The sequence below is a fragment of the Pseudomonas brassicacearum genome, assembly GCF_003732225.1.
Classification (GTDB): Bacteria; Pseudomonadota; Gammaproteobacteria; order Pseudomonadales; family Pseudomonadaceae; genus Aquipseudomonas; species Aquipseudomonas brassicacearum_E.
On sequence record NZ_MOBJ01000007.1, the window covers coordinates 117,880 to 141,532 of the forward strand.

At 59.5% G+C, this 23,653-nt stretch carries 23 protein-coding genes and 1 other RNA gene; 20 read left to right on the plus strand and 4 right to left on the minus strand.

The genetic code is table 11. The annotated features are described in order from the left end of the window. The first annotated feature begins 112 nt into the window (after window positions 1-112). The 5 genes from petA to BK659_RS10550 all read left to right on the plus strand — a co-directional run bounded on the left by petA (window position 113) and on the right by BK659_RS10550 (window position 3,897). Entirely contained in the window at window positions 113-706 is a 594-nt protein-coding gene (gene petA, locus BK659_RS10530) for a ubiquinol-cytochrome c reductase iron-sulfur subunit (protein ID WP_123425016.1), read from the plus strand. After that, window positions 706-1,917, plus strand: a complete 1,212-nt coding sequence (locus BK659_RS10535) for a cytochrome b (protein ID WP_123425017.1) — start codon at window positions 706-708, stop codon at window positions 1,915-1,917. The genes petA and BK659_RS10535 overlap by 1 nt, the downstream gene beginning before the upstream one ends. Beyond that, complete coding sequence (locus BK659_RS10540) at window positions 1,917-2,699, plus strand: cytochrome c1 (RefSeq protein WP_123425018.1); 783 nt, start codon at window positions 1,917-1,919, stop codon at window positions 2,697-2,699. Before BK659_RS10535 ends, BK659_RS10540 begins: the two co-directional genes overlap by 1 nt. Before the next feature lie 150 nt (window positions 2,700-2,849). Further along, window positions 2,850-3,467: a glutathione S-transferase N-terminal domain-containing protein gene (locus BK659_RS10545; RefSeq protein ID WP_123425019.1), complete on the plus strand. Its 618-nt coding sequence runs from the start codon at window positions 2,850-2,852 to the stop codon at window positions 3,465-3,467. 16 nt (window positions 3,468-3,483) lie between these two features. Continuing rightward, window positions 3,484-3,897: a ClpXP protease specificity-enhancing factor gene (locus BK659_RS10550; protein WP_123425020.1), complete on the plus strand. Its 414-nt coding sequence runs from the start codon at window positions 3,484-3,486 to the stop codon at window positions 3,895-3,897. A 134-nt stretch (window positions 3,898-4,031) separates the two neighbouring features. On the opposite strand, the gene BK659_RS10555 is transcribed toward BK659_RS10550, so the two are convergent. The 4 genes from BK659_RS10555 to BK659_RS10570 all read right to left on the minus strand — a co-directional run bounded on the left by BK659_RS10555 (window position 4,032) and on the right by BK659_RS10570 (window position 7,475). After that, window positions 4,032-4,610 (minus strand): BON domain-containing protein, encoded by a 579-nt coding sequence (locus BK659_RS10555; RefSeq protein ID WP_123425021.1) that lies wholly within the window; start codon window positions 4,608-4,610, stop codon window positions 4,032-4,034. Further along, window positions 4,607-5,200, minus strand: a complete 594-nt coding sequence (locus BK659_RS10560; protein ID WP_007904374.1) for a phosphoheptose isomerase — start codon at window positions 5,198-5,200, stop codon at window positions 4,607-4,609. Before BK659_RS10560 ends, BK659_RS10555 begins: the two co-directional genes overlap by 4 nt. Window positions 5,201-5,301: 101 nt before the next feature. Beyond that, entirely contained in the window at window positions 5,302-5,664 is a 363-nt protein-coding gene (locus tag BK659_RS10565; RefSeq protein ID WP_123425022.1) for a YraN family protein, read from the minus strand. Further along, complete coding sequence (locus tag BK659_RS10570; protein ID WP_123425023.1) at window positions 5,664-7,475, minus strand: penicillin-binding protein activator; 1,812 nt, start codon at window positions 7,473-7,475, stop codon at window positions 5,664-5,666. Before BK659_RS10570 ends, BK659_RS10565 begins: the two co-directional genes overlap by 1 nt. A gap of 208 nt (window positions 7,476-7,683) precedes the next feature. Between BK659_RS10570 and rsmI the strand changes: the two genes are divergently transcribed. The 15 genes from rsmI (at window position 7,684) to BK659_RS10645 (ending at window position 23,648) form a co-directional block, all read left to right on the plus strand. Continuing rightward, window positions 7,684-8,556 carry a 16S rRNA (cytidine(1402)-2'-O)-methyltransferase gene (gene rsmI, locus BK659_RS10575; protein WP_123425286.1) on the plus strand — a complete coding sequence of 291 codons (873 nt, stop codon included), beginning with the start codon at window positions 7,684-7,686 and terminating at the stop codon, window positions 8,554-8,556. Between the two features lie 75 nt (window positions 8,557-8,631). Then, window positions 8,632-8,985: RNase P RNA component class A (rnpB, locus tag BK659_RS10580), an RNA gene on the plus strand. 402 nt (window positions 8,986-9,387) lie between these two features. Further along, a complete protein-coding gene (gene mraZ / locus BK659_RS10585) occupies window positions 9,388-9,843 on the plus strand; it encodes a division/cell wall cluster transcriptional repressor MraZ (protein WP_071553412.1) in 456 nt (151 codons plus the stop codon). Continuing rightward, a complete protein-coding gene (gene rsmH / locus BK659_RS10590; RefSeq protein WP_404942525.1) occupies window positions 9,840-10,787 on the plus strand; it encodes a 16S rRNA (cytosine(1402)-N(4))-methyltransferase RsmH in 948 nt (315 codons plus the stop codon). The genes mraZ and rsmH overlap by 4 nt, the downstream gene beginning before the upstream one ends. Continuing rightward, window positions 10,784-11,077, plus strand: a complete 294-nt coding sequence (gene ftsL, locus BK659_RS10595; RefSeq protein ID WP_123425024.1) for a cell division protein FtsL — start codon at window positions 10,784-10,786, stop codon at window positions 11,075-11,077. The genes rsmH and ftsL overlap by 4 nt, the downstream gene beginning before the upstream one ends. Further along, window positions 11,077-12,816: a peptidoglycan D,D-transpeptidase FtsI family protein gene (locus BK659_RS10600; RefSeq protein WP_185015341.1), complete on the plus strand. Its 1,740-nt coding sequence runs from the start codon at window positions 11,077-11,079 to the stop codon at window positions 12,814-12,816. Before ftsL ends, BK659_RS10600 begins: the two co-directional genes overlap by 1 nt. Next, entirely contained in the window at window positions 12,816-14,279 is a 1,464-nt protein-coding gene (locus tag BK659_RS10605) for a UDP-N-acetylmuramoyl-L-alanyl-D-glutamate--2,6-diaminopimelate ligase (protein ID WP_123425026.1), read from the plus strand. Before BK659_RS10600 ends, BK659_RS10605 begins: the two co-directional genes overlap by 1 nt. After that, entirely contained in the window at window positions 14,272-15,639 is a 1,368-nt protein-coding gene (locus BK659_RS10610; RefSeq protein WP_123425027.1) for a UDP-N-acetylmuramoyl-tripeptide--D-alanyl-D-alanine ligase, read from the plus strand. The genes BK659_RS10605 and BK659_RS10610 overlap by 8 nt, the downstream gene beginning before the upstream one ends. Continuing rightward, on the plus strand, window positions 15,639-16,721 hold the full coding sequence (gene mraY, locus BK659_RS10615) for a phospho-N-acetylmuramoyl-pentapeptide-transferase (protein ID WP_054595712.1): 1,083 nt from the start codon (window positions 15,639-15,641) through the stop codon (window positions 16,719-16,721). Before BK659_RS10610 ends, mraY begins: the two co-directional genes overlap by 1 nt. Window positions 16,722-16,726: 5 nt before the next feature. Next, window positions 16,727-18,073: a UDP-N-acetylmuramoyl-L-alanine--D-glutamate ligase gene (murD, locus tag BK659_RS10620; RefSeq protein ID WP_123425028.1), complete on the plus strand. Its 1,347-nt coding sequence runs from the start codon at window positions 16,727-16,729 to the stop codon at window positions 18,071-18,073. Next, window positions 18,070-19,287 carry a putative lipid II flippase FtsW gene (ftsW, locus tag BK659_RS10625; RefSeq protein ID WP_123425029.1) on the plus strand — a complete coding sequence of 406 codons (1,218 nt, stop codon included), beginning with the start codon at window positions 18,070-18,072 and terminating at the stop codon, window positions 19,285-19,287. The genes murD and ftsW overlap by 4 nt, the downstream gene beginning before the upstream one ends. Then, window positions 19,277-20,347 (plus strand): undecaprenyldiphospho-muramoylpentapeptide beta-N-acetylglucosaminyltransferase, encoded by a 1,071-nt coding sequence (gene murG, locus BK659_RS10630; protein WP_123425030.1) that lies wholly within the window; start codon window positions 19,277-19,279, stop codon window positions 20,345-20,347. Before ftsW ends, murG begins: the two co-directional genes overlap by 11 nt. Next, complete coding sequence (murC, locus tag BK659_RS10635; protein WP_123425031.1) at window positions 20,340-21,800, plus strand: UDP-N-acetylmuramate--L-alanine ligase; 1,461 nt, start codon at window positions 20,340-20,342, stop codon at window positions 21,798-21,800. The genes murG and murC overlap by 8 nt, the downstream gene beginning before the upstream one ends. Beyond that, a complete protein-coding gene (locus BK659_RS10640; protein WP_123425032.1) occupies window positions 21,797-22,777 on the plus strand; it encodes a D-alanine--D-alanine ligase in 981 nt (326 codons plus the stop codon). Before murC ends, BK659_RS10640 begins: the two co-directional genes overlap by 4 nt. A 4-nt stretch (window positions 22,778-22,781) precedes the next feature. Next, complete coding sequence (locus BK659_RS10645; RefSeq protein ID WP_123425033.1) at window positions 22,782-23,648, plus strand: cell division protein FtsQ/DivIB; 867 nt, start codon at window positions 22,782-22,784, stop codon at window positions 23,646-23,648. Window positions 23,649-23,653 lie beyond the last annotated feature (5 nt).

Sequence of the window (23,653 nt, forward strand, 5' to 3'; positions counted from 1 at the left end):
CTTGTCAGAACTGGGGCTTTTCATTACCATTCTGCAAAATTTTTATAAGTTCAGATTTTTACTTAGTAGATGCCTGATTTAACAGGCCACAAAGCTGATGGGAGAGGACTGAATGAGCAATGACGGCGTGAATGCAGGCCGGCGTCGCTTCTTGGTAGCAGCCACATCCGTGGTGGGTGCTGCAGGAGCGGTGGGGGCTGCGGTCCCGTTCGTGGGGTCATGGTTTCCCAGTGCCAAGGCGAAAGCCGCAGGTGCACCGGTGAAAGTGAATGTCAGCAAAATCGAACCAGGTCAGCAAATGATTGCTGAGTGGCGCGGTCAGCCGGTATTCATCGTCCGCCGTACCCAGGAGATATTGGGGAATCTTACAAAGATCGAGGGTGACCTCTCTGATCCAGACTCCAAGAATTCGGTACAACCGGCTTATGTAGATCCCAAGACGCGTTCGATCAAGCCGGAAGTTCTGTTGCTGATCGGTATTTGCACGCACTTGGGTTGCTCGCCGACCTTCCGTCCAGAAGTGGCCCCGGCCGATCTTGGTCCGAAATGGGTAGGTGGTTATTTCTGCCCTTGCCACGGTTCCCACTACGATCTGGCTGGCCGCGTCTTCAAGTCGCAACCCGCGCCTTTGAATCTGCCAGTTCCCCCGCATTCCTATGAGTCGAACGACATTATTGTCATCGGCGTCGATACGGAGAAAGCGTGATGAGCAAGTTCATGGATTGGGTTGATGCGCGCTTTCCCGCCACTAAAATGTGGGAAGACCATCTCAGCAAGTACTACGCCCCAAAAAACTTCAACTTCTTCTATTTCTTTGGCTCCCTCGCGCTGTTGGTTCTGGTTAACCAGATCGTAACCGGCGTCTGGCTGACCATGAGCTACACCCCGTCGGCGGAAGAGGCGTTTGCCTCCGTCGAATACATCATGCGCGACGTCGAGTACGGCTCGATCCTGCGTCTGCTGCACTCCACCGGCGCTTCGGCGTTCTTCATCGTGGTCTACCTGCATATGTTCCGTGGCTTGCTCTACGGTTCGTACCAGAAACCGCGTGAGCTGGTGTGGGTGTTCGGCATGCTGATCTACCTGGCGCTGATGGCTGAAGCCTTCATGGGTTACCTGCTGCCGTGGGGCCAGATGTCCTACTGGGGCGCCCAGGTGATCATCTCGCTGTTCGGTGCGATCCCGGTCATCGGTAACGACCTGACCCAGTGGATCCGTGGTGACTACCTGATTTCGGGCATCACCCTGAACCGCTTCTTCGCCTTGCACGTCGTGGCCTTGCCGATCGTCATTCTCGGTCTGGTGGTGCTGCACGTTCTGGCGCTGCATGAAGTCGGTTCGAACAACCCCGACGGCGTGGACATCAAGAAACACAAAGACGAAAACGGCGTACCGCTGGACGGCATTGCCTTCCACCCGTACTACACCGTGAAAGATATCGTCGGCGTGGTGGTGTTCCTGTTCATCTTCTGCTCGATCGTGTTCTTCTTCCCGGAAATGGGCGGTTACTTCCTCGAGAAGCCGAACTTTGAAGTGGCGAACGCCTTCAAGACCCCGGAACACATTGCCCCGGTCTGGTACTTCACCCCGTTCTACGCGATTCTGCGGGCGATTCCGGACAAGCTCCTGGGCGTGGTTGCCATGGGTGCTTCGATTGCCATGCTGTTCGTCCTGCCCTGGCTCGACCGTAGCCCGGTCAAGTCGATGCGCTACAAGGGCTGGCTGAGCAAAATCTGGCTCTGGGTGTTCTGTATCTCCTTCGTGATTCTTGGCTGGCTGGGTGTCATGGCGCCTACCCCGGAACGTACGTTGCTGTCGCAGGTGTGTACCTTCCTGTACTTCGCCTACTTCATTCTGATGCCGTTCTACACCAGGCTCGAGAAGACCAAACCGGTTCCGGAAAGGGTGACTGGCTGATGAAAAAGCTATTTGCTGTACTGATTCTTGCTGCTTTGCCTGTCTTGTCCTTCGCGGCCGAGCACGGTGGTCCAGAGCTGGAAAAAGTCGATATCGACGTCTCCGATAAAGCGGCAATGCAAGATGGCGCGCGTACGTTCGCCAACTACTGCATGGGCTGCCACAGTGCCAAGTTCCAGCGCTATGAGCGCGTTGCCGACGATCTGGGGATTCCTCATGACCTGATGCTGAAGAACCTGGTGTTCACTGGCGCCAAGATCGGTGACCACATGAGTATCGGCATGCAGCCGGCAGACGCCAAGTCCTGGTTCGGCGCTGCGCCGCCCGACCTGACGCTGGTCGCTCGCGTTCGTGGTACTGACTGGCTCTACGGCTACCTGCGGTCTTTCTATGAAGATCCTTCGCGCCCTTGGGGTGTGAACAACAAGGTGTTCCCGAACGTCGGTATGCCTAACGTTCTGGTCGGCCTGCAGGGGCGCCAGGTGGTAGGCTGCAAACAAGTTCAAATCGTCGAAGACGGCAAGAAGCAGTATGATCCGCTGACCGGCACGCCGCTGACTCATGAAGCGTGCGATCAGTTGACTATCGTGCCGAAAACCGGTGCTCTGAACGAAGAGCAATTCAATGAGAAGGTCAAGAATCTGGTGACCTTCCTGGCCTATTCGGCCAACCCGGTGAAGCTGCAGCATCAGCGCATCGGTACCTATGTGTTGCTGTACCTGGCGTTCTTCTTCGTATTCGCTTACTTGCTCAAGCGTGAATACTGGAAAGACGTGCATTGATAAAGCTTTAAGCAATTGCTGTTAATCGCGCGCGCCCAAGGGTGTCTCTGAACGTGTAACGAGTCTGGTTATCCAGGCGTTACGGGAGGCACCCTCTGGGCGCGCTCGTTTTTCCGCTCCCGATAATTTCAACAAGCGAGGAGGACCGCCATGGGCGTGACCAATCGGTTGGCCTGTTACTCCGACCCCGCCGACCACTATTCCCACCGAGTGCGCATCGTACTGGCAGAGAAGGGTGTCAGCGCCGAGATCATCAGTGTGGAGGCGGGCCGTCATCCGCCAAAACTGATCGAAGTGAACCCTTACGGCAGCTTGCCCACCCTGGTCGATCGTGACCTGGCGTTGTGGGAGTCGACCGTGGTGATGGAATATCTGGATGAGCGTTACCCACATCCACCTTTGCTGCCGGTTTATCCGGTGGCGCGTGCCAACAGCCGTCTGCTGATTCACCGTATTCAGCGTGACTGGTGTGTTCTGGTGGATCTGATTCTGGATTCGCGGACCAAGGAGTCGGCACGTGTGCAGGCTCGCAAGGAGTTGCGTGAAAGCCTGACTGGCGTTTCGCCGCTGTTCGCCGACAAGCCGTTTTTCTTAAGTGAGGAACAAAGTCTGGTGGATTGTTGCCTACTGCCAATACTCTGGCGTTTACCGATTCTGGGTATTGAACTGCCGCGGCCTGCCAAGCCGCTGCTTGATTACATGGAGCGTCAGTTTGCGCGTGAGGCTTTCCAGGCGAGTCTGTCTGGTGTCGAACGCGATATGCGCTAAGGCTTAAGGAGCCGCTATGAACTCCAGTCGACCTTATTTGGTCCGCGCGCTCTATGAGTGGATTGTGGACAACGATTGCACCCCGCACATGCTGGTCAATTCCGAGTATCCGTCGGTGCAGGTGCCGCAAGGCTTTGCCAGTGACGGACAGATTGTCCTGAACGTATCGCCTGCGGCGGTGCGTCATCTGCACATGGACAACGATGCGGTCAGTTTTGAAGGGCGCTTCGGTGGCGTGCCGCACACGCTGTACGTGCCTATCGCTGCGATCCTGGGTATTTACGCCCGGGAGAACGGTCAGGGCATGGTGTTCGATCTGGAATCGCCTATGGAAGACGAGGAAGGGGTCGAGCCCGATGATGATCTTCCGCCCCCTGACAGCGAGCCACCGCGTCCCAGCGGCCGGCCGAGTTTGAAGGTAGTGAAGTAATAAAAAAGGCGATCCGAATGGATCGCCTTTTTTATTACGTAGGAGCTGCCGGAGGCTGCGATCTTTTGATTAAAATCCAAAGATCGCAGCCTCCGGCAGCTCCTACAGACCATACAGACCGTACAAACCGTAAATCAGTCGATGTACTCAAACAGTTTCACAATCTTCTGTACGCCGGAAACGCCTTGCACCAGGTTGGTGGCCTGGTCAGCTTCCTGTTTGGTCAAAAGACCCAGCAAGTAGACGATACCGTTCTCGGTCACGACCTTGATGCGCGAGCCCGGGATGCTGGCGTCGGCGATCATCTGGGTTTTGATCTTGGTGGTCAGCCAGGCATCGTTGTTGCGGGCCAGTATTGACGAAGGTTGCATCACCTGCAGTTCGTTGTGCACGGTCTTTACCCGCTGAACTGCAGCGGCGGCTTGTCCGGCCAGTTCCTTGAGGTCGGGGCGTGGTGTTTGCCCGGCGAGCAGCACCACACCGTTGAAGCTGGTGACGATGATGCGCGAGCCTTTATCCAGGTCCGGGCTGGCCTTGGCCACGTTCACGCCGACCTTGGTTTCGATCAGGGAGTCGTCGATCTTGCTGCCGAAGGTGCGAGTGCCGCGATCGTCTTCAATGGGGGCGTCGCGGGTCGCGGTGAGTACCGAGGTGCAGCCGCTGATGCCCAGGCTTAGAGTCAAGGCCAGAAGGCCAAGGCGATTAAGGGTCATTCTTCACTCCCGAACAATTGGCTGTCGATCAAGTCGCAAAGACAATGGATCGCCAGCAGGTGGACTTCCTGAATACGTGCAGTGACATTGGCCGGTACGCGAATTTCAACGTCTTCGGGCAATAACAGCGAAGCCATGCCGCCGCCATCGCGTCCAGTCAATGCTACGACAATCATTTCACGATCATGTGCGGCCTGGATCGCTTGAATAATGTTTGCCGAGTTGCCGCTGGTGGAAATCGCCAGCAGCACGTCGCCGGGTTGGCCGAGCGCGCGGATCTGTTTGGAGAAGATTTCGTTGTAACTGTAGTCGTTGGCAATCGAGGTGATCGTCGAGCTGTCGGTAGTCAGTGCAATGGCCGGCAGGCTCGGGCGCTCGCGCTCGAAGCGGTTGAGCAGCTCGGAGGAGAAGTGTTGCGCGTCACCGGCTGAACCGCCGTTGCCGCACGAGAGCATTTTGCCTTCGTTGAGCAGGGCGTTGACCATCACTTGGCTGGCTTGCTCGATGTGCGGTGCAAGTACGTCCATCGCCTGTTGCTTGGTATCGATACTGGCCTGAAAAAGCTGGCGAATTCGGGATTGCATGTCCATCTGTGTGACCTTAAGTAGCGCGGCTTGGTGGCACAGCAATGTGCGGCCCGCAAAGCAAAGAGCAAAAGTGTTGAGTGAAGATCGGCCTTGCCTTTGAGCAGTCAGCTGTCAAAGGCGTTCCTTAGCCAGTTCAAATGAGCCGCGCTGCCGTCTATGGCAACTACATCGAAACGGCAGGGGGAGTTGGCCCAGCGCGACTCGCGCTGCAGAAAATACTGCGCGGCGAGTATCAGTTTCTGACGCTTGCGCGCATCGATGCTGCCGAGCGCGCCACCCCATTGGGTGTTTTGTCTGTAGCGGACTTCGACGAATACTACTGTATCGCCGTCAAGCATGACCAGATCAAGCTCGCCGCGTTTACACAACCAGTTCTGCGCCAAGAGGCGCAGACCGTGTTGCTGGAGATGCTTGAGCGCCTGGCTTTCAGCATCTCGACCGCTTTGTTGGCGTGATCTGTCGGGCATCAGCGAGGTGTGTCAGGCAGGCGTTGAACCTGGCCGTTGACGAACTGTGCCCATGGCAGCTGACGTTGAACGCGTTGCGACGACGTCATGCTCAGGGTGCCCGACTGACCTTCGATGGTGCTGTCTGGCAGAGCCTTGAGTTGGCCCAGGCGCGGAGCCAGGCGGTAGGCATCGACACCCATCGCATAGAGACGGCCCAGGCTGCCCGCGGCTTGTGGCCATTGGGCGGTTACTTGTCTGCGCAGTGGGTCGTTGGCGTCCAGCAACCATGGGGTTTCGCAGAAGCGAACGCCGTTCATGTCGTTGTACTGGTTCTGGTCGCCGCTGGCGCTGAACACGTGGGACGTGGCGTAAACCGGTACGTCACCTGCGTATTGGAAGTTCAGCGTTGGCTTGATCTGTTGAGCCTGTTGCGGTGTCGAGGCGAGGAAAATGAACTCGATATCCTGACGGCGCGAAGGCTGTGCAGCCACTTGCGAGCCTACGGTGCTTTGCAGGCTCTTGGCGCGACCTTCGCTCTGGCGCAGCTGGAACAGGTCGGCGATTTGCTGGGCCAGGGCCACCGGCTGATCAACACGTTCAATGCCCACGACGGTGCCGCCGTTGGCTTCCCAATCCTGACGGAAGGCTTTGAGTACGCGATCGCCCCATTCGCCTTTCGGCACCAGGGCAGCAGCACGATGCAGGCCGTCGGCGCGTGCGCGACGGGAAACTTCGCGGGCTTCGTCCTCGGCAGCCAGGCCGAACTGGAACAGTTGGGCCGGACCTTGTTCGCCTTCGCTGTAGTTCAGCGCCAGGGTGGTGATCGGCAGTTGCGGGCGAGCGGCGAGTTGTTTGACCAGCGGCTTTTCCAGCGGGCCGATAACCAGTTGCACGCCGTCGGCTTGTGCCTTGCGATAGAAGTCGTCCAGCGAGGTCAGGTGCGAGCTGTCGTAGAATTCGATGGCAGGCGGCTTCTGTCCGGCTTGTTGAGCCTGATAGTGCGCGGCCATGAAACCTTCGCGCAGGGCTTTGGCGACCGAAGCCAGCGGGCCGTCTTGCGGCAGCAGCAAGCCGATCTTGCTGACCGGTTGGCTCGCCAGTTCCTTGAGTTTGGTCAGCGGCAGTGGCAGCACAATGGCGGCAGGGTGTTTAGGGTGCTGGGCGCGCCAGTTGTCGATGGCGGCCTGTTGCTGTTCCAGCGTAGCGGCGTTTTTCACCGCCACGGCCAGGCTCATCCAGCCGCCGAGGTCGTCGGTGGTGATGGGTTGCAGTTGATCGGTTGGCAAGGAGGCAATGAGTGCCCAGATGGCCTCATGGTTTTTACTGGCCGCATCGCCGCTAAGCATTGGGGCGATAAAGATGCGCTCGCGGGCGGCGGCCAGGGTCTGGCCGTCAGCTTCAAGGGCACGGGCATGCACGGTGCCGGTACGCACTTGTTGCTCGACTGGCATTTCACCCAGGCGTTGCAGGCTCGGATGGCTCAGGGCGGTCAGCGCCGCCTTGGGCTGGTTGCGAGTCATCGCCAGTTCGGCGGCCAGGGTGCTGGCAAAAACCTGTTGGCCGGGCTTCAGCTGGTCCATCGGGACCTGTTGAAGGATTTGTGCAGACTGGCCGGCGTTGCCCTGGCGGTAGGCCAGGTCTGCCGCGCTCAGGCGCAACAGGGCGGCCTTTTCCGGAGTTTTGCTGGTGGCAGCCTGTTCGAGCAGTTGCTCGATACTGGCATCCGCAGTCCGTGGAAGTTCGCCAAGGCTGGAGGAGGGCGAGCTGGCGCAAGCCGCCAACAGGGCAGCGAGGCAGAGGGCAGAGAACAGCCGCAGGCAAGCGATCATGTAATGTTCCTGATACTCGATCAAATTAGCGTGGAATTGTACCCAAGCGCTGGCCGGGGCGCGATGTTACTGGCGTTAAACCTTCAATTTAGGTCGTGTAAATGTTACGGAGCTCAAGAAAAGGCTGCAGCGCAAGATGGTCGCGGTGCGCATTCAAAGCGCTTCTACGCGCTACAATGCCGGTTTTACCGATCATGAGGTGTGCGCTTTGACTGCTCCAGGTGCTTTGAATTCCGCTGCTGGCTCGCTTTATGTGGTGGCGACGCCCATCGGCAACCTGGACGACATCAGTGCGCGGGCACTGAAAATCTTGCGTGAGGTGGCGTTGATCGCTGCTGAAGACACTCGTCACTCCTTGCGGTTGCTGCAACATTTCGGGATCACCACGCCGCTGGCGGCGTGTCATGAGCACAACGAGCGCGATGAGGGCAGTCGCTTCATCACGCGCTTGCTGGCCGGTGACAATGTCGCGCTGATCTCCGACGCGGGTACGCCGCTGATCTCCGATCCGGGTTATCACCTGGTGCGTCAGGCGCGGGCGGCAGGTATCAATGTAGTACCGGTTCCCGGTGCTTGCGCGCTGATTGCGGCGTTGTCTGCGGCGGGGTTGCCATCTGACCGGTTCATCTTCGAAGGCTTTTTGCCAGCCAAGGCCGTGGGGCGACGTGCGCGCCTGGAGGCCATAAAAGAAGAGCCGCGCACACTGATCTTTTACGAAGCGCCGCACCGGATTCTTGAATGCTTGCAGGATATGGAGCTGGTGTTCGGTGCAGAGCGTCCGGCCTTGCTCGCTCGTGAGCTGACCAAAACCTTCGAAACCCTCAAGGGACTGCCGTTGGCCGAGTTGCGGGCATTCGTTGAAAACGATAGCAATCAGCAGCGCGGCGAGTGCGTGGTGTTGGTGGCGGGCTGGTCGGCGCCGGAGAGTGAGGAGGCGGTGAGTAGCGAGGCGATGCGTATTCTCGATCTGCTGCTCGAGGAAATGCCACTCAAGCGTGCCGCGGCTCTGGCGGCGCAAATTACCGGTGAACGCAAGAATGTTCTCTATCAAGTCGCCCTGGATAAACAGAAAGGCGAGTAAGAACGCGGGTTGCAGGGCGGCAAAAGGCTTTTATCGCTTGTTCTTCGGGCTCTCTGCCGTTAACCTTTGCGGCGGAGAGTCGATTGGACAGTCGCTGCCCTCTATGAAAATTAGGGGGGGGAGGAAAGTCCGGGCTCCATAGGGCGAAGTGCCAGGTAATGCCTGGGAGGCGTGAGCCTACGGAAAGTGCCACAGAAAATAACCGCCTAAGCACTTCGGTGCCGGTAAGGGTGAAAAGGTGCGGTAAGAGCGCACCGCACGACTGGCAACAGTTCGTGGCTAGGTAAACCCCACTTGGAGCAAGACCAAATAGGGTCCCAAGGCGTGGCCCGCGCTGGGACCGGGTAGGTTGCTAAAGATGTCCAGTGATGGCCATCGTAGACGAATGACTGTTCAAGACAGAACCCGGCTTATAGATCGACTCTCCACCTTTTTGTTCCTTCGGCTTGATTCTTTGGCGGAAGGACGTGGTAATACTGATTGGCCATCTGCTGACCCCCTGCAGAGGCTCCGATACAGTAGTGATTACCCTCCCTGCTTGAATCAATAGCAGAAGCGCATTTGTAATACCGAAAAAATCTTACTCTTAACAAATCACTTTAACTTCTGAACGTAGCCTTCAGCGCTGCTTCAAGTTATTGAGCTGAATCATCCGCCAAATACTCGTAACCCCTTCTTTTGCAGTGCTAAATCTCCGATCTGTAAGGGTTTTCCTTCAATCCGCGCCTTGACGGTGTGGTGGGCGCATTCCTATAGTGTGCGCAAGTGGCGGAAAGTGGCATGAAGTGGGTTTTTTGAGCGTAAAACGCTAAAATTTGGAGAAACGCTGACGTGTTTCGCGGAGCTAACGCTATCAGTCTCGATGCAAAAGGCCGTCTCGCCATGCCGAGCCGGTATCGTGACGAGCTCGTTTCGCGAAGTTCCGGGCAATTAATTGTCACAATTGATGCCGTTGATCCTTGTTTGTGTGTTTACCCACTCGATGAGTGGGAGTTGATTGAAACCAAACTGCGCGCACTGCCTTCGCTTCGCGAAGAGAACCGCCGTTTGCAACGTTTGCTGATTGGTAATGCCGTCGACCTCGAGCTCGATAGCAGTGGTCGTTTTCTGGTTCCACCGCGTCTGCGCGAATACGCCAAGCTGGATAAGCGCGCGATGCTGGTAGGCCAACTGAACAAGTTCCAATTGTGGGACGAGGATGCCTGGGATGCAGTTTCTGCTGCTGACCTGGCTGCTATTCAACAACCGGGCGCCATGCCTGATGAACTGCGTGATTTGATCCTGTGACTATTGATAGCGGCTTTAACCACATCACCGTACTGCTTGACGAAGCCGTCGAGGCTCTCGCCGTACGCCCTGATGGCTGCTATCTGGATGGCACGTTCGGGCGCGGCGGGCATAGCCGTCTGATTCTCAGCCAGCTCGGTCCCGATGGTCGGTTGCTGGGGTTCGACAAAGATCCTCAGGCGATTGCCACCGGGCAAACGCTAGCGGCCGAAGACGGCCGCTTTGTCGTTGTGCAGCGCAGCTTTGCCGAGCTCGGTTCGGAAGTTGCCGAGCGCGGTCTGGCCGGCAAGGTCAGCGGCGTTCTGCTCGACCTGGGCGTGTCTTCGCCACAGCTCGACGACCCGGAGCGTGGCTTCAGTTTCCTCAATGATGGTCCGTTGGACATGCGCATGGACCCGTCTCGCGGGATCAGTGCGGCAGAGTTCGTCAATACCGCACCCGTCGAAGAAATTGCCCGCGTGTTCAAGGAATACGGCGAAGAGCGTTTCTCCGGTCGTATGGCCCGTGCCGTGGCCGAGCGTCGCGACATCAAGCCCTTCGAGCGCACTGGCGATCTGGCTGAAGTCCTGAAAGTCGCCAACCCTGCCTGGGAAAAGGGCAAGAACCCGGCGACCCGCGCGTTCCAGGGCCTGCGAATTCACGTCAACAACGAGTTGGGCGATCTTGAAGCCGGTCTTGAAGCAGCCCTTGAAGCGCTGGAGATCGGTGGCCGTCTGGTAGTGATCAGCTTCCACTCGCTGGAAGACCGCATCGTCAAACTGTTCATGCGCAAACTGGTCAAGGGTGAAGCCGATAACCTGCCGCGCAATCTGCCGGTGCGGCACGTCGCCTTCGAGCCGAAAATCAAAGTCCATGGCAAAACGCAGACGGCCTCCGAAGCCGAGCTCAAAGCCAACCCTCGTTCCCGTAGCGCTGTCATGCGTGTGGCGGAGAAACTTCGGTGAGCAAGCTCTTCGCCAAGCCACTTCCAGGCGGAAGCTTTTTCATGCTGCTGCTATTTCTCGCCGTATTGGTCTCGGCGATCGGCGTTTCCTATAGCGCTCACTGGAATCGTCAGTTGCTGAACTCGCTGTACAACGAGTTGAGTGTGCGCGACAAGGCGCAGGCAGAGTGGGGCCGGTTGATTCTCGAGCAGAGCACCTGGACCGCCCACAGCCGCATCGAAGTATTGGCCACCGAACAGCTGAAGATGCGCATTCCCGGCGCTGCCGAAGTACGAATGGTGGCGCCATGATGAAACTCGAAGGGGCACTCTTTCCGTGGCGGTTTCGCGTGGTGCTCGGCTTGCTGGGCGTCATGGTGGCAGCCATCGCCTGGCGCATTATCGACCTGCAAGTGATCGACCGTGACTTCCTGATCGGTCAGGGCGATGCGCGCAGTGTTCGACACATCCCGATTCCGGCTCACCGTGGCTTGATCACCGACCGTAACGGCGAGCCGTTGGCTGTGAGTACCCCGGTCACCACCCTGTGGGCCAACGCCAAGGAAATGCAACTGGCCAAGGAAAAGTGGCCAGCACTGGCGGCTGCGCTGGGTCAAGACCCTAAAGCCCTGACCGAACGCCTCGAAGCCCAGGCCAATAAAGAATTCATCTATCTGGTGCGCGGGCTGACCCCCGAGCAGGGCCAGGTCGTGCTTGATCTGAAAGTACCGGGCGTTTACGGCATCGAAGAGTTCCGGCGTTTCTACCCGGCCGGTGAAGTCACTGCGCACATGGTCGGCTTTACCGACATCGATGACCACGGGCGTGAAGGTGTGGAGCTGGCTTACGACGAATGGCTGGCCGGTGTCGCCGGCAAACGTCAGGTCATCAAGGACCGGCGCGGCAGACTGATCAAAGACGTTCAAGTGACCAAAAACGCCAAGGCCGGCAAGCCCTTGGCGTTGTCGATTGACCTGCGTCTGCAATACCTGGCCAACCGCGAGCTGCGCAACGCGATCATCGAGAACGGCGCCAAGGCCGGCAGCCTGGTGATCATGGACGTCAAGACCGGCGAGATCCTCGCCATGGTCAACCAGCCGACCTACAACCCGAACAACCGTCGCTACCTGCAACCGGCGATGATGCGTAACCGCGCGATGATCGACGTGTTCGAACCGGGTTCGACCATGAAAGCGATCTCCATGAGCGCCGCACTGGAAACCGGGCGCTGGAAACCGAGCGACACCGTCGAGGTGTACCCGGGCTCCTTGCAGATTGGCAAGTACACCATCAAGGACGTGTCGAAGACCGAAGGCCCGGTGCTCGACCTGACCGGCATTCTGATCAACTCCAGTAACGTCGGCATGAGTAAGGTCGCCTTCGATATCGGCGGCGAAACCATTTTCCGCCTGGCGCAGAAAGTCGGTCTCGGCCAGGACACCGGCCTGGGCTTCCCGGGCGAGCGTGTCGGCAACCTGCCGAATTATCGCGAATGGCGCAAAGCCGAGACGGCCACGCTGTCGTACGGCTACGGCATCTCGGTGACCGCGATTCAACTGGTCCACGCCTTCTCGGCGCTGGCCAACAACGGTCGTATCGCACCGCTGACCCTGATCAAGACCGACAAGGCCCCGCAAACCACTCAAGTGATTCCGGAAACCGTGGCGAAAACCATGCAGGGCATGTTGCAGCAAGTGATCGAAGCGCCGCGCGGTGTATTCCGTGCGCAAGTGCCGGCCTATCACGTCGCTGGCAAGTCCGGTACTGCACGTAAGACATCGGTGGGCACCAAAGGCTACGCCGAGAACTCCTACCGCTCGCTGTTCGCAGGTTTTGGTCCCATGAGCGACCCGCGCTACGCGATCGTCGTGGTCATCGACGAACCGAGCAAGGCCGGTTACTTCGGTGGTCTGGTTTCGGCGCCGGTGTTCAGCAAAGTGATGTCTGGAACCCTGCGTCTGATGAACGTTACGCCGGACAACCTACCGGCCACTCAGCAAGCCAACGCTGCCCCGGTCATCCCTGTTAAAACCAATGGAGGGCGCGGCTGATGTCTCTTAGCCTGAACAAGATTTTCGCCCACGCTGGCCGTGATCTGTTGATTCGCGAACTGACCCTGGACAGCCGTAATGTCCGTGCAGGCGACCTGTTCCTGGCCGTCCCCGGTGGCAAGTTCGATGGTCGTGCACACATTGCCGACGCCTTGCAGCGCGGTGCCGCGGCTGTCGCTTATGAAGTTGAAGGCGCGACCGTTCTGCCGATTACCGAAGTACCGCTGATTCCGGTCAAGGGCCTGGCTGCGCAGCTGTCGGACATTGCCGGGCGTTTTTATGGCGACCCGAGCCGCAACCTGAACCTGATTGGCGTGACCGGTACCAACGGTAAAACCAGCGTGACCCAACTGGTCGCGCAGGCGCTGGATCTGCTGGGCCAGCACTGCGGCATCGTTGGCACCTTGGGCACCGGTTTCTACGGTGCACTGGAAAGCGGCCTGCACACCACCCCGAACCCGATTGCCGTACAGGCGACCCTGGCCGACCTGAAAAAGGCCGGCGCCAAGGCAGTGGCCATGGAAGTGTCCTCCCACGGTCTGGACCAGGGGCGCGTCACCGCATTGGCGTTCGATGTGGCGGTGATGACCAACCTGTCGCGCGATCACCTGGATTATCACGGGACGATGCAAGCCTACGGCGAGGCCAAGGCCAAGCTGTTCGAATGGAACGATCTGAAGTGCCGGGTGATCAATCTCGACGACGAATTCGGTCGGCAACTGGCCGCTGAAAAACGTGAGTCGCGCCTGATCACCTACAGCCTCGAAGACGCCAGCGCGTATCTGTATTGCCGTGAAGCGCAGTTTGACGACGAAGGCGTGCGCGCTACGTTGGTGACGCCGCAGGGCGAACACCATTTGCGCAGTGCCTTGCTCGGTCGTTTCAACCTGAGCAACGTGCTGGCCGCTGTCGGTGCCTTGCTCGGTCTGGATTACGCGCTGGATGAAATCCTCCGCGTGCTGCCAAAACTCGAAGGCCCGGCCGGTCGCATGCAGCGCCTGGGCGGCGGCACTCAGCCGCTGGTGGTGGTCGATTACGCCCACACCCCGGATGCGCTGGAAAAAGTCTTGATGGCTCTGCGTCCGCACGCCAAGGGCAAATTGCTCTGCCTGTTCGGTTGCGGCGGTGATCGCGATCGCGGCAAGCGTCCGCTGATGGCCGAAGTGGTCGAGCGTCTGGCGGATGGTGTGCTGGTCACTGATGACAACCCGCGCAGCGAAGACCCTGCACAGATTTTCGACGATATCCGCGCCGGGTTCACGGCGGTGGAAAGCGTCCGTTTCGTCGCCGGCCGTGGCCAGGCGATAGCCCAGTTGATCGCCAGCGCCAGCGCAGATGACGTGATTGTTCTGGCCGGTAAAGGTCACGAGGACTATCAGGAAATCAACGGCGAACGCCATGACTTCTCCGATCTGGTGGAGGCCGACCGTGCCTTGACCGCGTGGGAGGTGGCCCATGCTTAAAGCCTTGACGTTGAGCGAAGTGGCCGGTCCATTGGCTGGGCGTGTGCTGGCTGCCGATTGCAGCTTCGATGGTGTCAGCATCGACAGCCGGGCAATCAAGCCGGGCCAGTTGTTTGTTGCCCTGACCGGACCACGTTTCGATGGTCATGACTACTTGAACGACGTTGCTGCCAAAGGCGCGGTCGCAGCCCTGGTCGAGCGCGAAGTGACGAACAGCACATTGCCGCAGTTGTTGGTCAAGGACACCCGTCAGGCCTTGGGCGAACTCGGCGCGCTGAACCGTGCGGCGTATTCGAACCCGGTCGCGGCGATCACCGGTTCCAGCGGCAAAACCACGGTCAAGGAAATGCTCGCGAGCATTCTGCGCACACGCGGGCCGGTGCTGGCGACCCGTGGCAACCTGAACAATGACCTCGGCGTTCCGCTGACCTTGCTCGAACTGGCCGCGGAACATACAGCCGCAGTCATCGAACTCGGTGCTTCGCGGATCGGCGAGATTGCCTACACCGTCGGCATGACCAAACCGCATGTGGCCGTGATCAACAACGCCGGGACCGCCCACGTCGGTGAATTCGGCGGGCCGGAAAAAATCGTTGAAGCCAAGGGCGAGATTCTCGAAGGGCTGGACGCCGATGGCGTCGCCGTTTTGAATCTCGACGACAAGGCTTTTGATATCTGGAAAAAACGTGCCGCCGGTCGCCAGGTGCTGAGCTTTGCCCTGAACGACAGCCGTGCGGATTTCCACGCCAGCGATCTGGACCGTGACGCGCGCGGTTGCTCGTCCTTCAAGCTGCACAGCCCGCAGGGTGTCGAGCATGTTCAGTTGAACCTGCTCGGCAACCACAACGTTGCCAATGCTTTGGCCGCCGCGGCGGCTGCCCACGCGTTGGGCGTGTCGTTGTTCGGTATCGCCACGGGGCTGAATGCGGTGCAACCGGTCAAGGGCCGTGCCGTCGCACAACTGGCGACCAATGGCATGCGGGTCATTGATGATTCTTACAACGCGAACCCCACCTCGATGTGCGCCGCCGTTGATATACTCGCCGGCTTTTCCGGCCGCACCGTTCTGGTGCTCGGAGATATTGGCGAGTTGGGCGAGTGGGCGGAGCAGGGGCACCGCGACGTTGGCGCGTATGCCAGCGGCAAGGTTTCCGCGCTTTACGCCGTTGGCCCGATGATGGCGCATTCCGTCGCAGCCTTCGGTGAGCAGGCTCGTCACTTTGCCAATCAGGCTGATCTGATCGCGGCGCTGGGCGCCGAACACGATACAAACACCACTATTTTGATCAAGGGCTCGCGCAGCGCTGCGATGGAAAACGTCGTTGCGGCTTTGTGCGGTTCGAGCGGGGAGAAACATTAATGCTGCTGTTGTTAGCGGAGTATCTGCAACAGTTCTACAAAGGCTTCGCGGTCTTTCAGTACCTGACCCTGCGCGGGATTCTCGGTGTACTGACCGCCCTGTCTTTGTCGCTGTGCCTGGGTCCCTGGATGATCCGCACCTTGCAGAACCGCCAGATCGGCCAGTCGGTCCGTAATGATGGCCCGCAATCGCACTTGTCCAAGTCGGGCACTCCGACCATGGGCGGCGCACTGATTCTGACCGCCATCGGCGTCAGTACCTTGCTTTGGGCTGACCTGCACAACCGCTATGTCTGGGTCGTGTTGCTGGTCACCCTGCTGTTCGGTGCGGTGGGCTGGGTCGACGATTACCGCAAAGTGATCGAGAAGAACTCCCGTGGCTTGCCGAGCCGCTGGAAATACTTCTGGCAGTCGGTGTTCGGTCTGGGCGCGGCGATCTTTCTTTATATGACTGCACCAAGCGCGGTTGAAACGACCTTGATCGTGCCGATGTTCAAAGATGCCAGCATCGCGCTCGGCATTGGCTTCGTGGTCCTGACCTACTTCGTGATCGTCGGCTCCAGCAACGCGGTCAACCTGACCGATGGCCTCGACGGCCTGGCGATCATGCCAACCGTGATGGTCGGCGGTGCACTGGGGATCTTCTGCTACCTGTCGGGTAACGTGAAGTTCGCCGAATACCTGTTGATCCCTTATGTGCCGGGCGCGGGTGAGCTGATCGTGTTCTGCGGCGCGCTGATCGGTGCCGGCCTGGGTTTCCTCTGGTTCAACACCTACCCGGCTCAAGTCTTCATGGGCGACGTCGGCGCACTGGCGCTGGGCGCAGCTTTGGGCACCATCGCAGTGATCGTCCGTCAGGAAATCGTCCTGTTCATCATGGGCGGTGTGTTCGTGATGGAAACCCTGTCGGTGGTTATTCAGGTTGCCTCTTTCAAACTGACCGGTCGCCGGGTATTCCGCATGGCACCGATTCACCACCACTTTGAACTCAAGGGCTGGCCCGAGCCACGCGTGATCGTCCGTTTCTGGATCATCACCGTGATTCTCGTACTGGTCGGCCTTGCCACCCTGAAGCTGAGGTAGAACGAGTGTCTCTGATCGCTTCTGACCACTTCCGCATCGTTGTCGGCCTCGGCAAGAGCGGCATGTCCCTGGTTCGCTTCCTGGCGAACCGGGGTGTGTCGTTCGCTGTCGCCGATACGCGGGAAAATCCACCGGAACTGGTCACGCTGCGCCGTGACTATCCGCACGTGGAAGTGCGTTGTGGCGAGCTGGATGTCGAATTCCTTTGCCGTGCCGACGAGCTCTACGTGAGCCCGGGCCTGGCCTTGTCGACTCCGGCCCTGCAAGCCGCCGCGGCTCGTGGCGTGAAGTTGTCCGGTGATATCGAATTGTTCGCACGTAACGCGAAGGCGCCGATTGTCGCCATCAGCGGCTCCAACGCGAAAAGCACCGTGACCACCCTGGTCGGCGAAATGGCGGCTGCGGCTGGCAAGCGCGTGGCGGTGGGCGGCAACCTCGGAACTCCGGCGCTCGACCTGTTGAGTGATGATGTCGAGTTGTACGTGATGGAGCTCTCGAGCTTCCAGCTGGAGACCACCGACCATCTGGGCGCCGAAGTGGCCACCGTGCTGAACGTCAGCGAAGACCATATGGACCGTTACAGCGGCCTGCCGGCGTATCACCTGGCCAAGCACCGGATCTTCCGTGGTGCCAGGCAAGTGGTGGTCAATCGTCAGGATGCGCTGAGCCGTCCGTTGATGGGCGAGGGCCTGCCATGCTGGACCTTCGGTCTGAGCAAACCTGATTTCAAGGCCTTTGGTCTGCGTGAGGAAAATGGCGAGAAATATCTGGCCTTTGAATTCCAGAACCTGATGCCTGTGCGTGAACTGAAAATTCGTGGCGCGCATAACCAGTCCAACGCCCTCGCGGCATTGGCCCTGGGGCACGCCGTCGGCCTGCCGTTCGACGCCATGTTGTCGAGCCTGCGCACCTTCGCCGGGCTTGAGCATCGCTGCCAGTGGGTTCGTGACCTGGATGGCGTGAGTTACTACAACGATTCCAAAGCCACCAACGTTGGTGCTGCGCTGGCCGCCATCGAAGGTTTGGGCGCGGACATCGAAGGCAAGCTGGTGCTGATCGCCGGTGGCGACGGCAAAGGGGCCGAGTTCAAGGATCTGCGTGATCCGGTCGCGGCCAACTGCCGCACCGTGGTGTTGATGGGCCGTGACTCCGAACTGATTGGCCAGGCCATTGGCGATGCCGTACCACTGATTCGCGTCAACTCGCTGATCGAAGCGGTCGAGCAATGTCGCGCTATCGCCCAGCCAGGCGATGCCGTGCTGCTGTCGCCAGCCTGCGCCAGTTTCGACATGTTCAAGAACTACGAAGAGCGTGGGCATTTGTTTGCCCAAGCCGTGGAGGACTTGGCATGAGCTTGAGAAACATCATCAAGCCGTACCCGTCGCCGATCATCACCGGGCGTGGTATCGACCTCGACTTCCCGATGCTCGCCGGTTGCCTGGCGTTGCTGGGGCTGGGGCTGGTCATGATCGCCTCGGCATCGACCGAAGTGGCGGCGGTGCAATCGGGCAGTGCCCTGTATTACATGATTCGTCACCTGATTTACGTCGTGCTCGGCTTGGGTGCCTGCATCGTCACCATGATGATCCCGATCGCCACCTGGCAACGCCTGGGCTGGCTGATGCTGATCGGCGCGTTCGGTTTGCTGGTGATGGTGATCGTCCCAGGGATCGGCCGTGAGGTGAACGGTTCGATGCGCTGGATCGGTTTCAGTTTCTTCAACGTTCAGCCCTCCGAGATTGCCAAGGTGTTTGTGGTGATCTACCTCGCCGGTTATCTGGTGCGTCGGCAGAAAGAAGTTCGCGAGAGCTGGATGGGCTTCTTCAAGCCGTTCATCGTGTTGCTGCCAATGGCCGGTCTGCTGCTGATGGAGCCGGACTTCGGCGCCACCGTCGTGATGATGGCGGCGGCTGCGGCGATGCTGTTCCTGGGCGGGGTCGGGCTGTTCCGTTTTTCCTTGATGGTTGTCCTGGCTGTCGGGGCGGTGGTGTTGTTGATTCAAGTGCAGCCGTATCGAATGGCGCGCCTGACCAACTTTGCGGATCCATGGGCCGACCAGTTCGGCGCCGGCTATCAGTTGTCTCAAGCATTGATCGCCTTCGGTCGCGGCGAATGGCTGGGCGTTGGTCTGGGCAACAGCGTGCAGAAACAGTTCTACCTGCCGGAAGCCCACACTGACTTCGTGTTCTCGGTTCTGGCCGAAGAACTGGGTGCCGTGGGTTCCTTGTGCACGGTCGCACTGTTCGTCTTTGTCTGTATTCGTGGCATGTACATCGGTTTGTGGGCAGAAAAGGCCAAACAATTCTTCGCCGCTTACGTCGCCTACGGCCTGTCGTTCCTGTGGATTGGCCAGTTCCTGATCAACATCGGGGTGAACGTCGGCCTGCTGCCGACCAAGGGCCTGACCTTGCCGTTCCTCAGTTACGGCGGTAGTTCGTTGGTGATCTGCTGCGCCTGTCTTGGCTTGCTGTTGCGCATCGAATGGGAGAGTCGAACCCACTTGGGCAGCGAAGAGATGGAATTCAGCGAGAGCGACTTCGCCGAGGAGCCGACCCATGGGCGCTAACGTGCTGATCATGGCGGGCGGCACCGGCGGCCACGTGTTCCCGGCGCTGGCTTGCGCTCGCGAGTTTCAGGCGCGCGGTTACACCGTGCACTGGCTCGGGACGCCACGCGGGATCGAAAACGAACTGGTCCCGAATGCCGGCCTGCCGTTGCACTTGATCAACGTCAGCGGCCTGCGTGGCAAGAGCAAGCTGTCGTTGCTCAAGGCACCTTTTGTATTGCTCAAGGCGATCTGGCAGGCACGTGCGGTCATTCGTCAGCTGAAACCGGTCTGCGTACTGGGCTTTGGCGGATATGTCACCGGCCCTGGTGGTGTAGCGGCCAGATTGGCCGGTGTGCCGGTCATCGTTCATGAACAGAACGCCGTCGCCGGTACCGCCAATCGGTTGCTGGTGCCGTTGGCCGCGCGAGTCTGCGAAGCTTTCCCGGACACCTTTGCTGCCAGTGGCAGCCGGCGCACTACCGGTAACCCGGTGCGCACCGAGTTGTTCCTCGAGACACCGCGTTCAGCCCTGGCTGGACGCAAAGCGCGTTTGCTGATCCTGGGCGGAAGCCTGGGCGCAGAACCGTTGAACAAATTGCTGCCTGAAGCCCTGTCGCTGGTTCCTGCTGAACTGCGCCCGGAAGTGTTTCATCAGGCCGGCAAAAACCACGATGAAGTGACTGCCGAGCGCTATCGCACTGCCGGTGTCGAGGCGCAAGTGCAGCCTTTCATCAAAGACATGGCCCAAGCCTATGGCTGGGCCGACCTGGTGGTCTGTCGCGCGGGCGCGCTGACTGTCAGTGAGCTGGCTGCTGCCGGTCTGCCCTCGATGCTGGTGCCTTTGCCCCACGCTATCGACGATCACCAGACCCGCAATGCCGAATATTTGGCTCGTGAAGGCGCTGCCTTCCTGATGCCGCAAAGAACGACTGGCGCAGCGGATCTCGCTGCACGCCTGACAGAGGTCTTGATGCAACCGCAACGACTCAACGACATGGCTGGCGCCGCTCGTCGCCTGGCCAAACCTGATGCAACCCGCAACGTAGTCGATATCTGCCTGGAGGTGGTTCATGGTTGAGAATCAGAAAGCCATGCCGCAGCCGGAAATGCGCCGTATCCGTCGCATCCACTTCGTCGGAATCGGCGGTGTGGGCATGTGCGGAATTGCCGAAGTGTTGCTGAACCTGGGCTATCAAGTGTCCGGTTCCGACCTGAAAGCATCGCCGGTGACCGAGCGTCTCGAATCGTTCGGCGCACAGATCTTTATCGGCCACCGCGCCGAGAACAGCGCGAGCGCCGATGTGCTGGTGGTGTCGAGCGCCGTGAACACCTCCAACCCGGAAGTCGCGACGGCCCTGGAGCGTCGTATCCCCGTGGTGCCGCGTGCCGAAATGCTCGCCGAGCTGATGCGTTATCGCCACGGCATCGCCGTTGCCGGTACTCACGGCAAAACCACCACCACCAGCCTGATCGCTTCGGTGTTCGCCGCCGGTGGCCTGGATCCGACCTTCGTGATCGGTGGCCGCCTGAATGCAGCGGGCACCAATGCCCAGCTGGGCACCAGCCGTTATCTGATCGCCGAAGCCGACGAAAGCGACGCCAGTTTCCTGCACTTGCAGCCGCTGGTGGCCGTGGTCACCAACATCGACGCCGATCACATGGCGACCTACGACGGTGACTTCAACAAGCTGAAGAAAACCTTCGTCGAGTTCCTCCACAACCTGCCGTTCTACGGTTTGGCGGTGATGTGCCTGGACGACCCGGTGGTGCGTGAAATCCTGCCGCTGGTCAAACGTCCGACCATGACCTACGGCTTCAGCGAAGACGCCGACGTACGCGCCATCAATGTTCGCCAGCAAGGCATGCAGACCTTCTTCACCGTGCTGCGTCCTGATCGTGAACCGCTGGATGTCTCGGTGAACATGCCGGGCAATCACAACGTACTGAACTCGCTGGCGACCATCTGCATCGCGACCGACGAGGGCGTCAGCGATGAAGCCATCGTTCAGGGGCTGTCGGGCTTCCAGGGTGTTGGCCGACGCTTCCAGGTCTACGGCGAACTGCCGGTCGAAGGCGGCAACGTGATGTTGGTGGACGACTACGGTCACCACCCGACCGAAGTCGCTGCGGTGATCAAAGCCGTGCGCGGTGGCTGGCCGGAGCGCCGTCTGGTGATGGTTTACCAGCCGCACCGCTACAGCCGCACCCGCGACCTGTACGACGATTTCGTCAATGTACTGGCTGACGCCAACGTGTTGCTGCTGATGGAAGTCTATCCGGCCGGCGAAGAGCCGATCCCGGGTGCCGACAGCCGCAAGCTGTGTAACAGCATCCGCCAGCGCGGCCAGCTCGACCCGATCTACATCGAGCGCGGTGTCGACCTCGCGCCGCTGGTCAAGCCACTGCTGCGTGCTGGCGACATCCTCTTGTGCCAAGGCGCCGGGGATATCGGCGGTCTTGCACCGAAACTGTTGAATAGTCCGTTGTTCGCGGGTGCTGTTGTCGCTCCAAACGAAGGGAAGTTGAAATGACTGCTGCCTACGCCAACCTGTTCTCGACCATCGCCCCGAAAGACTTCGGCCGCGTTGCCGTGCTGTTCGGTGGCAAAAGCGCCGAGCGTGAGGTTTCGCTGAAATCCGGTAACGCGGTGCTTGAAGCGCTGCAGTCCGCGGGCGTGGATGCGTTCGGCATCGACGTCGGCGACGATTTCCTGCAACGCCTGCTGAACGAAAGAATCGACCGCGCCTTCATCATTCTCCACGGTCGTGGCGGTGAAGACGGCAGCATGCAGGGCCTGCTGGAATGCGCAGGGATTCCGTACACCGGCAGCGGCATCCTTGCCTCGGCACTGGCCATGGACAAGCTGCGGACCAAACAGGTCTGGCACAGCCTGGGTATTCCGACGCCACGTCACGCGGTACTGAGCAGCGAAGCCGACTGTATTTTGGCGGCGACGGAACTGGGCTTCCCTTTGATCGTCAAACCGGCGCATGAAGGTTCAAGTATCGGTATGGCCAAAGTGACTTCGGCAGCTGAATTGATCGAAGCCTGGAAAGCGGCCAGTACCTACGATTCGCAAGTGTTGGTCGAGCAATGGATTCAAGGTCCTGAGTTCACCATCGCCACCCTGCGTGATCAGGTGTTGCCACCGATCGCTCTGGGCACACCACACACTTTCTATGACTACGACGCCAAGTACCTGGCTTCCGATACCCAGTACCGGATCCCGTGTGGCCTCGATAGCGCCAAAGAACAAGAGCTCATGGACCTCACGGCGAAAGCCTGTGAGGCGCTGGGTATCGCCGGTTGGGGACGGGCTGACGTGATGCAGGACGCCGATGGGCAGTTCTGGTTCCTGGAAGTCAACACCGCACCGGGCATGACCGATCACAGTCTGGTCCCAATGGCCGCACGCGCCGCCGGTCTGGATTTCCAACAGTTGGTGTTGGCGATCCTGGCAGCCAGTGTTGCCGGTAACGCTGCCAGTAACAAAGAGCCGCGAGGTTAAGTCCATGCAAGGCGCCCAGCTACGTCATCAGCCACCCGCACCCGGCCGCAAGCCGGTGCCGCGGGGTGCCAGCCGAATGGTGGCCAAAGAGCCGATGTCGGTGCGCCTGCCGAAAGCCAATTTTGGTTTTCTCAAAGCCTTGTTCTGGCCCGTGCTGCTGGTTGCGTTGGGGTTCGGTACTTACGAAGGTGCACAGCGCTTGCTGCCGTACGCCGACCGGCCGATCACCAAGATCAACGTGCAGGGCGATTTGAGTTACATCAGCCAGCAAGCGGTGCAGCAGCGGATCGCCCCGTACGTGGCGGCGAGCTTCTTCACCATCGACCTGGCGAGCATGCGTACCGAGCTGGAACAGATGCCATGGATTGCACACGCCGAAGTGCGTCGCGTCTGGCCTGACCAGGTGGTGATTCGCCTGGAAGAGCAACTGCCCGTGGCCCGTTGGGGTGACGAAGCGCTGCTGAACAACCAGGGGCAGGCGTTTACGCCGCGTGAATTGGCCAACTACGAACATTTGCCACAGTTGTTCGGCCCACAGCGGGCTCAGCAGCAAGTGATGCAGCAGTATCAGGTGTTGAGCCAGATGTTACGGCCATTGGGCTTCTCGATTGCCCGGCTGGAATTGCGTGAACGCGGCAGCTGGTTTTTGACCACTGGCGCGGGTAGCGCGGGCCCTGGGATCGAGTTGTTGCTGGGACGCGATCACCTGGTGGAAAAGATGCGCCGCTTCATTGCCATCTACGACAAGACGCTTAAAGAACAGATTACGAACATTGCGCGCATCGACCTGCGTTATGCCAACGGCCTCGCCGTCGGCTGGCGGGAACCTGCAGCGCCCACGACGGCCCAACCCGCCGTCGCGAAGAATTGAGAAGA